Source organism: Vitreoscilla massiliensis (genome assembly GCF_001457815.1).
Classification (GTDB): Bacteria; Pseudomonadota; Gammaproteobacteria; order Burkholderiales; family Neisseriaceae; genus Vitreoscilla; species Vitreoscilla massiliensis.
This window is the reverse complement of record NZ_LN898221.1, coordinates 423,298-437,283: the sequence shown is the minus strand read 5'-3', so window position 1 is coordinate 437,283 and position 13,986 is coordinate 423,298. Positions and strand designations below refer to the sequence as shown.

The 13,986-nt window shown below is 43.8% G+C and carries 19 protein-coding genes; 18 read left to right on the top strand and 1 reads right to left on the bottom strand.

Going from position 1 to position 13,986, the window contains the following annotated elements; genetic code table 11:
- The first annotated feature begins 29 nt into the window (after positions 1 to 29).
- From BN3003_RS13650 to BN3003_RS13585, 14 genes are all read left to right on the top strand, one after another.
- Complete coding sequence (locus tag BN3003_RS13650) at positions 30 to 1,379, top strand: DUF4055 domain-containing protein (protein ID WP_058357208.1); 1,350 nt, start codon at positions 30 to 32, stop codon at positions 1,377 to 1,379.
- On the top strand, positions 1,376 to 2,446 hold the full coding sequence (locus BN3003_RS13645) for a minor capsid protein (protein ID WP_058357207.1): 1,071 nt from the start codon (positions 1,376 to 1,378) through the stop codon (positions 2,444 to 2,446). The genes BN3003_RS13650 and BN3003_RS13645 overlap by 4 nt, the downstream gene beginning before the upstream one ends.
- Entirely contained in the window at positions 2,443 to 2,805 is a 363-nt protein-coding gene (locus BN3003_RS13640) for a hypothetical protein (protein WP_058357206.1), read from the top strand. Before BN3003_RS13645 ends, BN3003_RS13640 begins: the two co-directional genes overlap by 4 nt.
- Before the next feature lie 129 nt (positions 2,806 to 2,934).
- Positions 2,935 to 3,732, top strand: coding sequence for a hypothetical protein (locus BN3003_RS13635; RefSeq protein ID WP_058357205.1), 798 nt, complete (start codon positions 2,935 to 2,937; stop codon positions 3,730 to 3,732).
- 13 nt (positions 3,733 to 3,745) lie between these two features.
- Positions 3,746 to 4,696, top strand: coding sequence for a major capsid protein (locus BN3003_RS13630; protein WP_058357204.1), 951 nt, complete (start codon positions 3,746 to 3,748; stop codon positions 4,694 to 4,696).
- A gap of 46 nt (positions 4,697 to 4,742) precedes the next feature.
- Positions 4,743 to 4,928, top strand: coding sequence for a HeH/LEM domain-containing protein (locus BN3003_RS13625; RefSeq protein WP_058357203.1), 186 nt, complete (start codon positions 4,743 to 4,745; stop codon positions 4,926 to 4,928).
- 1 nt (position 4,929) lies between these two features.
- Entirely contained in the window at positions 4,930 to 5,289 is a 360-nt protein-coding gene (locus BN3003_RS13620; protein WP_058357202.1) for a hypothetical protein, read from the top strand.
- Positions 5,290 to 5,291: 2 nt separating this feature from the next.
- The gene (locus tag BN3003_RS13615) at positions 5,292 to 5,642 is read left to right on the top strand and encodes a hypothetical protein (protein ID WP_058357201.1); all 351 of its coding nucleotides are present in this window, start codon (positions 5,292 to 5,294) and stop codon (positions 5,640 to 5,642) included.
- Position 5,643: 1 nt separating this feature from the next.
- Positions 5,644 to 6,174, top strand: coding sequence for an HK97 gp10 family phage protein (locus BN3003_RS13610; RefSeq protein WP_058357200.1), 531 nt, complete (start codon positions 5,644 to 5,646; stop codon positions 6,172 to 6,174).
- On the top strand, positions 6,171 to 6,560 hold the full coding sequence (locus BN3003_RS13605; protein WP_058357199.1) for a phage tail terminator-like protein: 390 nt from the start codon (positions 6,171 to 6,173) through the stop codon (positions 6,558 to 6,560). Before BN3003_RS13610 ends, BN3003_RS13605 begins: the two co-directional genes overlap by 4 nt.
- Complete coding sequence (locus BN3003_RS13600) at positions 6,560 to 6,997, top strand: hypothetical protein (RefSeq protein ID WP_058357198.1); 438 nt, start codon at positions 6,560 to 6,562, stop codon at positions 6,995 to 6,997. Before BN3003_RS13605 ends, BN3003_RS13600 begins: the two co-directional genes overlap by 1 nt.
- A gap of 10 nt (positions 6,998 to 7,007) precedes the next feature.
- Positions 7,008 to 7,388 (top strand): hypothetical protein, encoded by a 381-nt coding sequence (locus BN3003_RS13595; RefSeq protein ID WP_058357197.1) that lies wholly within the window; start codon positions 7,008 to 7,010, stop codon positions 7,386 to 7,388.
- Between the two features lie 14 nt (positions 7,389 to 7,402).
- Positions 7,403 to 7,630 (top strand): hypothetical protein, encoded by a 228-nt coding sequence (locus BN3003_RS13590; protein ID WP_147645444.1) that lies wholly within the window; start codon positions 7,403 to 7,405, stop codon positions 7,628 to 7,630.
- 251 nt (positions 7,631 to 7,881) lie between these two features.
- Positions 7,882 to 8,073, top strand: coding sequence for a hypothetical protein (locus BN3003_RS13585; RefSeq protein ID WP_058357195.1), 192 nt, complete (start codon positions 7,882 to 7,884; stop codon positions 8,071 to 8,073).
- Here the strand turns inward: BN3003_RS13585 and BN3003_RS13580 are convergent.
- Positions 8,070 to 8,261 carry a hypothetical protein gene (locus BN3003_RS13580; protein WP_058357194.1) on the bottom strand — a complete coding sequence of 64 codons (192 nt, stop codon included), beginning with the start codon at positions 8,259 to 8,261 and terminating at the stop codon, positions 8,070 to 8,072. The genes BN3003_RS13585 and BN3003_RS13580 overlap by 4 nt on opposite strands.
- 153 nt (positions 8,262 to 8,414) lie before the next feature.
- On the opposite strand from BN3003_RS13580, the gene BN3003_RS13575 reads away from it, so the two are divergent.
- The 4 genes from BN3003_RS13575 (at position 8,415) to BN3003_RS13560 (ending at position 13,959) form a co-directional block, all read left to right on the top strand.
- Complete coding sequence (locus BN3003_RS13575) at positions 8,415 to 8,951, top strand: BRO family protein (protein ID WP_058357193.1); 537 nt, start codon at positions 8,415 to 8,417, stop codon at positions 8,949 to 8,951.
- A gap of 682 nt (positions 8,952 to 9,633) precedes the next feature.
- Positions 9,634 to 10,977: an AAA family ATPase gene (locus BN3003_RS13570; RefSeq protein ID WP_147645443.1), complete on the top strand. Its 1,344-nt coding sequence runs from the start codon at positions 9,634 to 9,636 to the stop codon at positions 10,975 to 10,977.
- Between the two features lie 7 nt (positions 10,978 to 10,984).
- Complete coding sequence (locus BN3003_RS13565) at positions 10,985 to 11,485, top strand: hypothetical protein (protein ID WP_058357191.1); 501 nt, start codon at positions 10,985 to 10,987, stop codon at positions 11,483 to 11,485.
- A 62-nt stretch (positions 11,486 to 11,547) separates the two neighbouring features.
- Complete coding sequence (locus BN3003_RS13560) at positions 11,548 to 13,959, top strand: hypothetical protein (protein ID WP_058357190.1); 2,412 nt, start codon at positions 11,548 to 11,550, stop codon at positions 13,957 to 13,959.
- The last annotated feature ends 27 nt before the right edge of the window (positions 13,960 to 13,986 follow it).

Below are 13,986 nucleotides of genomic sequence, written 5' to 3'. Positions count from 1 at the left end.
TTTCGGGGTGCTTTTTTATTGAGAACAATATGTCAGTAAGCACAACACATCCCGAATATGCCGAAGCAGCTCCATTGTGGGAGTTGGTGCGACTGGCTGCAAAAGGGCAGCAAGCGGTAAAAGACAAGCGGGTGAAGTTTTTGCCCATGTCTAACGGCATGAGGCAATTAGACGCTGATATGCAAAGCGATGTGTACAAAGCCTACCTGAGCCGAGCCGAATATCCGAATTGGGTGCAAGATGCACTACGCACTGCAACGGGCTTAATCAGCAAGCAAATGCCCGAAGTCGAGTTGCCAAGTGCCATGCAAGACATGGAGCAGAATGCCACGGATGATGGCTTCAGTCTAAAGCAGATGTACAGTCGCACATGTAACGATGTCATGGAGACGGGACGCTCATGCTTGCTTGCTGATATTGATGAAAGCGGCAAGCCGTACATTGCGGTCTATAACGCTGAGAGTCTGATTAACTGGCAAGTAACAGGCATAAATGGCCGCCAAGACATTACGTTGCTTGTGCTGAAAGAGCAGCGCAAAAAGCCCGATGCAGACCGATACAGTCATGAATATGACGATGTGTACCGCGTATTGTCGTTGCAAGATGGCTACTGTGTATCGGAATTGTTGGACGATAAAGGCCAGACGCTCGAAGAAGCTGTGCCATACATGACCAGCTCAGGCAAAGGCTTGTCTTACATTCCTGCTGTTATCACTGGCAGCACTGATAATTCAGTCGATGTGGACAAAATACCATTGCTCACAATGGCCTACGCTGCTGTGAAGTATTACCAGTTAAGCGCTGACTATTATCAAGAGTTACACCACACAGCCCACCCACAGCCGTACATTATCGGCATGGATGAGGATGAAGTGCCAAGGGTTGCAAGCGGTATTTTTGCTTGGCTCTTGCCAACGGATGCGTCATGCGGATACCTGGAAATAACAGGCACTGGCATCACGGCTAAGCGCACTGCGATGCAAGACCAAAAGAACGCGGCACTCGAAGCTGGCGCAAAGGTGATGGACACATCATCACAAGAGTCTGGCGAAGCGCGTAAAGCACGACAGAATGACCAATATGCCAGCTTGTACAGTGTAGTGGTGACGGTTGCTGAGGGTGTCGAGCAAGTCTTGAAATACATCGCAGAGCTAATCGGTGCAAATCAAGATGAAGTGATATTCACAGTTAAGCCTGAATTTACAAGCAATGTGACTGACACAGCCATGCTCCAGCAGTTGATTAACCTTGCCACAATGGGCAAAGTATCAGACCAAACCGTGTGGGATTACTTGCAAACAGGCAAGATACCTGAGCGCACATATGACGATGATGTGTTGTTGCGGACTGGAATTACTCAAGCTGATATACCGACATGACAAATTTAGATAAACTCATTCAAGCACTTGCACAACACAGTGCATACTCAACCAGAGCGAGTACACATGCGGTGAATGAATTACTAAAGCTGTTCAATGCACAAACCAATTCCATGCTTGATAAGCTGCTTATTTTGCTTCTTGAATTATCAGATGCAGAGCGAACGGCTTTAATGGCTGGCAAATACACTACGCCTCCATTACGCGAAATACAGAGCCTCATCAATGAGTGGCAGTCAGACGTTGGGCAAAGCATTGCTGAAAAGTTTGACGAGCAAATACATGCGTTTGCAGCACAAGAAGCGCAGTATGTCACCAAGTTGATGCAGGCAAGTGGCGCAAATGTAGGGGCGGTGACTGGCGCTGCTGTGGTGAAAGCGGCTAAATCCAAGCCAGTGATGGGCGGTCGGTTGATAGATGAGATGCTGTCTAGCATAGACGAAACAAGTCGCAATATCTTGTTGAATACAACACGACAGGGCATTGCAGATGGCATGACGAATCAACAAATCATTCAGCGATTGCGTGGTACTAAAGCGGCCGATTACATCGATGGCCTGTTAAATGCACCGCGCCAGTCGCTTGACCGTGATGTGCGTACGATACGCAACCACATCGGCAATACTGCTTATGCGGAGACGTATAAGAAGGCTGGCGTGGAGTGGATACAGTTTGTGGCAACGCTGGATGGGCGCACATCTAAAACCTGTGCATCATTAGACGGAAAGCGATACAGGACAAGTGAATCGCATCCAACACCGCCCATGCACCCGAACTGTCGCAGTGTAACAGTGCCCATATTTGATGAAGATGAAAAGCTGGATGGCAGACGACCTGAAAACGGCGACAAACGCGGCACAGTATCGGCAAATGAAACGTATGCGACATGGTTCAGCAAGCAATCAGATGCCTTTCAGCAAGAGTGGCTGGGTGCATCACGTTACAAGCTGTACAAAGACGGCAAATACACAATAGATCGCTTCGTTGACCCACAAACAGGCAAGCAATATTCACTTGCTGAGTTGCAGGAAAAAGACGAGCAGACGTTTAAGGATATTTTCGGATGAAGCCACGGTTTTATGAAACGCCATTTGAGCATGTCACATATGCGCTTGTGGTAAATGAGAAGCAGCTTCACAAAGTATCGAAAGACAAATCGCTTAATTTTCTCAGTCTTGGCAAGTGCGCTCAAACAAGATTCAAAGAGCGCAAGGGCAAGACAATGGCAATCGTTGAGTTAAGGACTGCGGATAGGCCGCGCCATGCAACATACGCACTTTTGACGCATGAAGCGGTGCACATATGGCAAGCAGCAAAAGAGGCGATGGGCGAGGATGCACCTAGTTGTGAGTTTGAAGCTTACTCAATACAGCGAATCGCACAAGACTTATTCTACGAATACGACAGGTTAATAGCCTGTGGATGATGCCTTAAAGTAGGTACATTAAACCTTAAAAAAGGTACATTTCAGCAAATTTCAACACAAGACAGCTTATGGCTGTCTTTTTTATTCCTGTTTAACAAGTCGGCTATGCCGCAATCCAAAGGATTCAATATGAAATATCGCAACATGTTTTTGAAGTTTTACGCACCCAATGATGGTGAGGGTAGTGATTTGGGTGGTGAAAAACCAACCGAAGAAAAAACCTTCACACAAGCCGAAGTCGAGGCATTAACACAAGGTTTACAGAAGAAAAACCAAGAGTTAATTGGTGACAAAAAAGCCTTGCGTGAAAAGCTTGCTGTGTATGACGGCATCGACCCTGAACGCGCTAAAAGCCTGTTCAAGCAGGTTGAGGACGAAGAAGAGCGCAAGTTACTGGAGGGTGGCAATGTTGATGCAGCTTTTGAGAAGCGCACCACTGCATTGCGCAATGACTATCAAAAACAATTGCAAGAAGTTGACGCACGCTTGACTGCCTCAGAGCAGCGAGCGGCGAAGTTGAGCCAAATGGCGGTAAACGGTGCTTTAACAAGCGCAGCAACCACTGTGGGCGCATTACCAGAGTCATTAGAGGCATTACAAGCAATGGCCAAAGGCGTGTTTGTGACCAATGACGATGGTGCAGTGGTGGCATTAGATGCTGATGGTGATGTTGTGTATGGAAAAGACCCTACGCAACCGTTAACCGTGGCCGAGTGGCTGGAAGAAAAGAAAGGCCGTATGCCTCACTTGTTCCATCAACCCAAGGGGATTGGTGCACTGAGTGCGCGCAACACACAGGCAGCTGCAAAAAATCCATTTGCAAAAGAAACATTCAACCTGACTGAGCAGGGCAAGATGCTGCGAGAAAACCCAGCGCAAGCCCAGCAATTAGCTGCTCAGGCTGGAATCAAATTAGACATTCATTAAAAGAAAGTGAAATATGGCAGCGACAAAAATTGCTGATGTAATCGTACCTGAGTTATTTGCTCCGTACGTGATTAACCGAACTGTCGAGAAATCGGCATTTTTTCAATCGGGCATTATCTCCACATTGCCCGAGGCTGGCCTGTTTGGCCAGAAAGGTGGTGCAGTCATTACCTTGCCATTTTGGGAAGATTTGAGCGGTGATTCTGAGGTTTTATCTGATAGCTCAGCATTGACCGTTAACAAAATCGAAGCTGCAGCGGACGTGGCTATTTTGCATGCTCGTGGTAAAGCATGGGGCGCAAACGACTTGGCTAAGGCATTGTCAGGCGATGACCCTATGGGTGCGGTGGCTGACTTGGCAGCAGCCTACTGGCAACGTGAAATGCAAAAAATTACCTTGGCTTCACTGAAGGGCGTGTTTGCTTCGACTACGATGGCTGCAAATGTACATAATATCTCAGGTGGCACTGGCGCTGCTGCTGTGATTGATGGCGCTGCATTCATTGATGCCTCGTACAAACTGGGCGACCAAGTAGACCAGTTGTCAGCAGTAGCATTGCACTCTGCGACCATGCAAGTCTTGGCCAAACAGGGTTTGATTGAAACCATTCGTGATGCTGACGGCGTGATTTTGTATCACAGCTTCATGGGTAAGCGTGTGATTGTGGACGATGGCATGCCTAAAGATGGCGATGTGTTCACATCCTACCTGTTTGGCGCTGGTGCATTGGGCTATCAAGAAGTAACACCCCCTGTTGCAGTAGAGACAGACCGTGACAGCCTGGCAAGTGAGGACATTTTGATTAACCGTCGTCACTTTGTACTGCACCCGCGTGGCATTAAGTGGGCGGGTGCTGCTGGTTTGGCTCCTGATAATGCTGGCTTGGCCACTGATACCAACTGGACGCGCGTGTACGACCCAAAACAAATCCGAATTGTGGCTTTGAAACACAAATTGGCTTAACAGTAAGGCCGCCCAGAAATGGGCGGCATTTTTCATGGAGTACACAATGGGATTATCCAGTTTTAATCGTATGCGGCGTGAGGCTGAGCAGAAAAAGCCTGAGCATGTAGTCGTAAAGCCTGATTTGTCAAAGCTATCAGTCGGAGAATTACGCGAACATTTGGCCGAGCATGGTGTTGCATTTGACCCCAAAGCCAGCAAAGCCGAATTACTCAAGTTAATCGAGGCATAGCATGGACTACATCACAGTTGCAGACATTGCAAACGAGCCAAGTATTGCAGACAAAGACCGCGCTGTGATGCTGGCTAATCTGTACATGACCAAGTTTGAGTTTAAGCCGTTCGACAACAATGTGATTCCTAATGCGGTGAAAGCTGCTGCTATTGAGCTGGCACGAAATTACGAATCACTGTATGCCGACCAACAAACAGGCGTTTTGTCTGAATCGGTGCAAGTAGACGTAATTGCAGAGAGTAAATCCTATTCAGCCAATGCCAAGTTTAAAGCTGGCTGGCTGTTGATGGTTGAGGATATGCTCAAGCCGTATTTAAAACGCTCTACAGGCCGCGTTGTCATGCTGGCTAAGGTGTAGGTATGGCAATTGACTACAATCGCATCAAAGGCGTTGCAAAGCGGCTTATCAGTGAGAATGGACAGCCTGTCACACTAAGTCGAATTGATAGCACAGACAATAGCGACGGCTCAGTAGATGAAACCGAGACACAGCACATCGGCTCAGGCGTTGTTAGTGGCTTCACAGAACGCGATGACAAGACGTTTGCAGACTTGCAAGCCAACGATGCCAAGCTCATTTGCACTTTGCCTGTGCGGCCTGAGCGCGGCGACCAAATCACCGCAAACGGTAAGGACTGGCGCATTGTTGATTTTCGTGACGTGAATCCTGCCAATGTGTCTTTGATTTATATTTTGCAATGTAGGGCGTGAGATGGCTATTGATACGAAAAGCTTCGAAATGCAGCTTAAGGCTGGGCTGGTAGAGATTAGAGAACAGGCGCAGGAGGTGTTAGTTGATACTGCGCTTGAAATCATGCGCGATACCGTGATGGCCACGCCAGTTGATAATGGCGCGCTGCGTTCAAACTGGCGTATGGCCGTTGATTCGACTGATACTGATTACGATGAAAGCCATGTAAAAGGTGAGGGTTTGTCGGCAGCCGCAACATTAGCTGCAAAAATTAAATCAGATGGTACACAGTTTGACCACATTACCATATCTAATAATTTGCCTTATGCGAAGGTTGTCGAATATGGCGGCTATCCAAATCCTCCAAAGCTTGGCACGCGTGTTAGAGCCAAGAAAGATAAAGACGGCAAAGTAACAGAAGCTGCCTATTATGAAATTCGCTCTGAGGGCGGCTACAGCAAACAAGCACCAAAAGGCATGTTGCGAATCAGTCTGCTGAAATTTAATAGCATTGCTCGTAAGCACGCTAAAAAGCGCATGGGTAAAAAATGACCAATTACCAAATCAATCAGATATTGCTCGACTGGCTGAATGTCATGCCGCAAGCGCCACCAATACTTAATGAAAACGTCAGCGAATCAGCAGCCATTAAACAGGCTGCTATTTTTTTGGTTACTCACTTTATCCCTGCTGATGCTGAGCAAGTGGACTACTGCTACACGGAGCAGAAAACGGGGATTTTCCAAGTAACAGTGGTAGGTGAGCGAAATAAAGGCCGCAAAAGCGTGCAGCAAATGGCTGACAACATCGCTGACCACTTCAAATTCCACAATCACGATGGCGTGATTATCACCAAAGCGGTGGCTGCAACGGCCATAACGACAGAGACGCAGTATCAGATACCAGTTTCAATTTATTACTTTAACAAGGACAAATGATGGCACAAAACATCATCTATACTGCTGGGGCGATTACAACCATCGCACTGGCGGATGCAGCATGGGCGATTCAGGGCACTGCAAAGACGCTTTGCGGGCATGATAACTTCGAGCCAAACTTTGGCGCACCGGATGAGCAGGTGATTGACTCATATTGTGAGGGCAAAGTGCCTCTGTATGGCACAGAAAATCCTGGCACTTTAGCAGTCAATTTTTCAAACTATGACCCGCGTGATGAGGGGCAGAAGTTAATCAATGATGCCCCGCGCAATTCCAAAATGCTTTACACGGTAGAGTTTGAGAATGGCGACAAAGTTGTCTACAAAGTCATCAAAAAAAGCAAAATCAAAGAGCAGCCCGCTTTATCAAACATCAACATTCGCGGCACATGGGAGGCTGGCTTGGTTGGTGAGGGCGATTGGACACTTGCACCATAAAGGATGGTAAATGGAATTATTGAGCTTTGATGCCTTACAGGAATTAGCTGTCACGCGAACAAAACGAATCACCGTTCCAGAATTAGGCGGTGATATTTTTATCAAGCGACCACAAGCCAAAGACCAAGTGAAATTTGATGAGGTTTTTGGATTGTTTGGTAGTCATGTATTGGGCAATGGTGGCGAGGTCTATGTACAGACCAATCCGTTGCGTTTAGCGGCCTGTAAAGTGGCTTGCTGTGTGATTGACCCCAGCCAAGAAAATAGGCCAGTTTTCACGAGCGATAGCGTCTACTGCCTGACTGATGACCAAATTTATGCAGTTTCTAAGCAAATTGACGCTTTTGCAGGTGAGAATGTGCTTTCTCAGGATGACGTCGCAAAAAACTGATGAAGCTGCCGCGCATGAGGTGGTTAATTGCGTTTTCTCTCAAGCACAATCGCAAATTGAGTGATGTGTTAAATATGACGAATGAAGAAGTAACACTTTATCGGGCATACGAGCAGACACAAGACCCTGATTATGTGGCAGCTTACCAAGCAGAAGCAGAGCGTGAGTTACAGGCGTCTCTAAGTCCTGATGACCGCATGAAGTACATTAGGGGTAAGTTAAACAAGCAACGGCGCATCTAGCGCCCTTTAACCCATACATCTTTAAATCAGCAGATGCTGAGCCAAAAGGTAGGTTTGTATCGGTTTACTCCAAAAGGATACCCTCAAACTGAGGCATCCTTGCAATATTCCTGTTTCAAACAGGAAAATTTAAGGGGGTGTCACTTTGGGGTTACCCTTTGAATATGGTTTACATCCGCTGTGAAGCGCTGTTGCAGTGCCGATAAGGGTGCCTCATTTTGGGGCATCCTTTACTTTAACAAGGAATTAACATGTCGCAAAAACTTGATAACTATGAAATCGTTGTTTCCTGCCGTAAAAATGGCATTTTGGTATTGAATCATGTGGCATGTGTTACTAGTACAGATGCCACCCCATTAGAGGTGGCTTACGATGCTGCTCTGAAGGTTAGGCAATTTGAACAAGAAATCTCTAAAGAGGAAATCTTGAATAAAGTGGCCTAGATTAAGCCAATATCAACCTTCCCCATCTTTCTTGGCGGCGTGCGTTTTTCTTGCTCGGCTTTAATTTTTTCAGACGTATCGAATAACTTTTCAATTAACTCCGCCTCTGATGCTTGTGGAGTGTATTTACTTGATGAAATTAATGTTGCTGCAAGTTGTAGTGCTTCAAAATCAGACAATTTAGACATGATTCATCCTGAATAGATTATTGAGTGGAATCGTAATCTTAGCATGATGTATTCATAAAACTAGCCCCGTTCATCTGAGCGGGGTTTTTCTTTTGCACAAGCTTTTGCCCACTTGTGTGAATGCAATTATTAAAATGGGCAGGAGATAAGAGAATGAAAGAATTTCAGTTTCAGGATGTGACATTGCGCGCCATTGATAAAGATGGTGCGATTTGGTTAACAACAAAAGACATTGCTCAAGCACTGTATGGCTATTCCGAAAGGGTAAGTCAAATTGACGCACCCTTTAAAGGCTTCGCAGGCAAGGTTAATCGACTCTATAACCGACATGAAGAAGAGTTTACGCACAAAATGACACGGCTCGTTGATATTGAGACAACAGGCGGCAAACAGCAAGTTCGTGTGTTTAGTTTACGAGGCGCACACCTGCTTGGCATGTTGGCTCGCACGGAAAAGGCAAAAGAGTTTCGTCGATGGGTGCTTGATGTGATTGAAAGCCATAATGATGAAATAGGTATTTTGACCACTCAATATCACAAAGCACTCATTGCATACACCACAGGCAAGGCAAGTGCCAGTATGTGTGGCAAGGGTTTAAATCAGTGGCGCAGAGATAAGCCGCACATTGAATCAACACTGGCTGAGATAGAACAAAAAATACAGCCTGACATTTTCATACAAGCCGCCTAGAGCGGCATTTTATTGCCCAAAAAAATACCCCGCAAGTGTTAGAGCACTTCGGGGTTTTTGGTTAACTACATTAAAGGAATGGAGTAGCTAACGGTATGAATTTTAACATTGGGGAGTGGATTGTGGAAGCTCTTAAGTTATTTAAAGAACACAAAACATTACGAAGAATGTTTTACGCAACAATAGGTACATGCATCCTAATTTTTGGATGTCCGCCATTAATTCAGGCGATTGCTAAATTGATAGAAGTATTGAAATAACGCGCCACAAGAGGGCATGGATATGGAAACTGAAGCAAGTCCGTTTATTAGAGTTTGTATAGGTGTGGCTATTTTGCTGCTCGCACTAGGAATGTTTTTACTGATGGCAACACCATTTGCAAGTCTATTCATTCAATAGGACTGAATGAGGTTAGAAAGTGGCTGTGTCGATAATACCGTGTTCAAGTGAGAAGTTTATTAAGAATGAACGATGATATTTCCTTTGGCATTAAGTTTTTCCTTTGCTGTAGCGGCTTGGGAGTGTTGATGTTCCTTGCATTTGCAGGGCTTTACTTTATCAAGTGGTGGTAAGAGTGTTGAGTATTGCAAATGTTAGAGGGCTTCAGCGGGAGTATGTATTTGCTGAAAAATATAGAATCGCCACGCAAAATATTGCTAATAAGTCTTAGTAAGCCTATTATGTGATAAATATTCCAAGAATTGGAACAAAAGTGATTATTACAAAACTTTATATTGATAATGTTTTTAACTTTAGCAATACAACACTGGATCTTACTATTAAGAAACTTGTTACTAATAGCACGATAGAGAACGAGTACATAGAAGATAGAGAAAATTTTAGATATAAAAGGGTTTGCATTATTTCAGGAGCTAATGCAACTGGGAAAACATCTATTGGTAAGATTATTATGTCTTTACAGAATTTTCTTACTAATCCCCTTGGTTATGATATCGAAAAGGGCTTTCGCAAATATGTATTTAATAAATTAAAACCTGCTGAAGTGACAATCGAATTTGTTACTCCTAGTGATTCAAAAATTCATAACGTTACAATCAAGTTGAAAGCTAGCACATTTGAAACATCAGATAAAGGTAAAGCAGTAAGACACGATGGCACCAGTCTGCATGATGGCACCAAAAGGCACGGGTCAGACAGTCAAATTGAAATACATTATGCTTCCACTAAAATTGGTGTAAGCATGAGTGCCACTAAAGCCAGAGAAAAATTAGATTCTATTATTAGTGCACAAAAAGCCCCAAGAGGGTCTGTTTATCAAGTTATAGGCAAAACAAGCAAATTAGGTGCTGATTTAGATATTTTTAAAGCTCATCTTGATAAATCATACTTAGCTGGCACAACTGGCTGGACATATTTACTATCTGGCAATATTGATACATCGAATAGTGAAAAAAATAAGCTCAATAGAATTGATGTTTTAAACGCTATACTGAAAACATTTGATACATCAATTACTGATGTTGTTGAAAGTTTTGAGGTATCAGGCGCGAATAGCGAAACAACAGCGAAAGTGAAAAATGGATATGCTATCAAATTTTCCAATGGGGACACATTGCTAATTGATATGAATGGCAATGTTACAGATGAGGAAAGGCTTTCAAAAGGAACATTTGATGCATTAAAAGTAGTAGGATTTATTACAAAAATTATATCCCATAAGATAAATTGTGAGTTTATTTATGGAGCTGGCGTAACATACTTTTTAGATGAAAAAATGGCTTTTGCGCACTCTGAATTAGAGCAAGCTATTGTAAATTTAATTATAGATAAACTACCAAAACATTCTCAATTTTTTTATACAACACATAATTATGATATTTTGGACATGAGCCTTCCTGTTCATTCATATGTTTTCTTAAAAAAAGTTAAAGCTGCTTCGGTTTTTGTACACCCAGAGGAAGTATTCAATAAAAATGATAGAAGCCTTTTGAATTATGTAAAGAATGATATTTTCAGTACATTGCCAGATACATCTCAGATTGATGATTTAATGTTGTCTGAATAGGTGATATATGGCTAAAAATATATTCTGCATTGAAGGTGAAACTGAACAAGCATTGATTAAAGCTCTAAAAATTGGGAAAACACAAAAATTCAATTGCTGGGAAAATGATATAGCAAAAATAATAAGAAAATTTTCGAAAAATTCACATGTCTACATTGTGTTTGATACGGATAAATCCTTATCAGATTCAGAAATTAGTCGCTTCATAAAGAATATTGAGGTTGTCGCCAATCAAGATGGATTATTTATCCATCTATTGCAGCAAACTCAAAATTTAGAAGATGAACTAGTTTATGCATGCAATCAAATTAAGAATAATAGGCAATTGCATAGCTGTTTTGATGGATGTAGCGCAAAAGAGTTTAAAGAAAAATTTCTCCAAATTAGCAATCTAGAAGATAGGCTTGATAGAGCTGGATTTAACCGCTCTCTACTTTGGAGTCGAGAATTAATTAATTGCCTCGAACCACTGAAAGATAAGAAAAAAATGTTTGATGATATTTCCTAGGTAGAAAAGTAAATCTAAATTCCGCCCTGATTAATTCAGGGCTTTTTTTATTGGACGCACACATGGCTGATGCTGAATTAACCGCAAAACTCAAACTTGATGCAGAAGAGTTTGAGAAAAAAGTAAAGTCATCCACGCAGGCTGCTGAAGAATTGGCAAAACGTGTGGGTGATTCTGCAAGTTCACTAAATGACCAACAAAAAGCATTATTAAAGTCCGCTAAAGATGCGGGCTATTATTTTGATGCACAAGGCCGATTGCATGACCAAACAGGCAAATACGCCAAGCAGAATGATGAATTAGGCCAAAAGTTAAAGGCATTACAGGCCGAGTTAAAACGGACTGGCAAAGAAGCTGAAATTCTTGAAACTGGATTACAGAAAGCTGGCAATGCCTCACAAAAGATTGATGTGGGCGGCAAAGGCACTTCATTTAAAGTGGGTGCAATGGCTGGCGCCGTGGGTGGCGCGGTAGGCGGTGTCATTGGCGGCGTTGTAAGTGGTGTTACATCTGCAATCGTCAGCAATGCCCAGCAAATCATTGTCAGTGGCATACAGCGCATTAATGCAGAAGCTGCAAAAGCCGCTACTGTACTGATTGATTCCAGTCGCTTGAATGTTGACACGCGCACACTGCAAGAATGGACTTATGCTGCGGGAAAGATGAATATCAATGCCGACAAAATGGGCGATATTTTCAAAGACACTAACGACAAGATTGGTGACTTTGTTCGCACTGGTGGCGGTGAGGCCAAGGACATTATCGAGACATTGAATCTTGATGTGCGCGAGCTGATTGGCTTGAGTCCTGACAAAGTCTTGATGCGCATTGCCAAAGAGTCCGAGGGCTTAAACGCACAAGACCGCACATTCTTGTTTGAGGCGATTGCGGATGAGGCCAGTGCATTATTACCGTTACTGGACGATGGCGCAGCCAAAATGCAAGCGTTTAAAGACCAAGCACAGCGCGAGGGGCGCATCTTGTCTGATGGTCAGTTACAGGCCATGAAGTCATACAAAGAGAGCCTAGACAGCTTGATTTCACGCGCTGAGGCATTTGCAGCACAAGTTGCGGGCAATTTGGCCAAGCCGCTTGAAATACTGACCAATGAGTTTAATAAGCTGATTGACCAGTATGGTGGGGCGGAGGGGGCGGCTCAAAGCTTTGCCAAGGTGATGATTGAAACTGCGGCATCGGGTGTTCAGGCATTTGGGTATTTGATTGAGCAGATTGCAAATGCAAGAAAGTTAATGGCTGACGCATCGGGAACCGTTGCAAATTTGCAATATGAGTGGGCTGAAGGCAAGTATCGTAAAGCAGTAATGCTAGACCCTAAAGACCCTGAGCGCATACAAGCTAAGGCGGACTATGAAACTGCAAAAGCTAATTTAGCTGCAACAATTCAAACAGGGTTGGTTGCAGAGGACTTTCAGAAATCAACCAAGACTCTTGCAGATAATATAAAAAATCTTAGCAAAAACTTTGAAGAAAAGGCTACTGTTGCCATCGATGATTCTGCCAAAGAGAAATCTACCGAAGATAAGATAGCTACAGGCTTACAAAAAACATTTCAAAATCTTCAAGAGCAATACCAAGAGTTATTGAAACAGGATAATCAAGAATCCAAAGCTCAAGCGCAAGAAGTATTGGCGCAAATGAAGCAAATTGAAAGCCAGCTAAAAGCACAAGGCTTGCCAACCAGTCCGCAAACAGAGTCTGTAAATAATTCTGAGCAAATTGAAGCCACAAAAAATCTCATTGAATCCACCAAGCAGCAATTGGAAGAAATGAAAAAGGCAAATGCTTTAAGCGCACAAGAAGCCAGTGTTGCTGATAAAAACACGCTTCATGCACAGCAAATTGCAGTGCAAAATCGCCTGATTGAGCTACAAAACAAACTCGTTGATTTGGAATCGAAAAAAACCGATAAGTCTACTCAGGATTACGATAATCGCATAGCCGTTGATGCCGCCAAAGATGCGGCCAAGGCCGAAGAAGCCAAAGGCAAGGAGCTAGACAAGCGCAACAAAGAGTTACTCAAAGAGCAGCAAGATCAGCTTAAGTTAAAACAAAAGCTAGACATGGATGATGCCAAATCCAAAGATGCCGCCACCAAAGAGCAATCAGCAGCATCGAAAGCCTTTAACGAATCAGTACGCAGCTTTGGTCAGTCGGTCGATAAACAGGCCAATGGCAAGGTTTTGGATGCGAATGGCAAAGAAGTGCCGCAAATACAGGCTTTTTATGGCAGTGATAGCCGCCCCGCAGCAGTGCAGAAGCAGCAACAGTTTAATAACGCTACCAGCAATATTGACCAAAGCATGCAAAATCTTGGCGTTCTGTACATTGCCTCACAGGATGGCAAACAAATGGCAAAAGTCTTAGCAACTCCTGAAAATGTAAAAATCATCAAGCAAATAGCAGTTATGGGAGTTAGCGAGATGGTTCGCAATGGTGCCGCGGCTAATACTTGATGTACCATGCCATCATTCTTAATACGA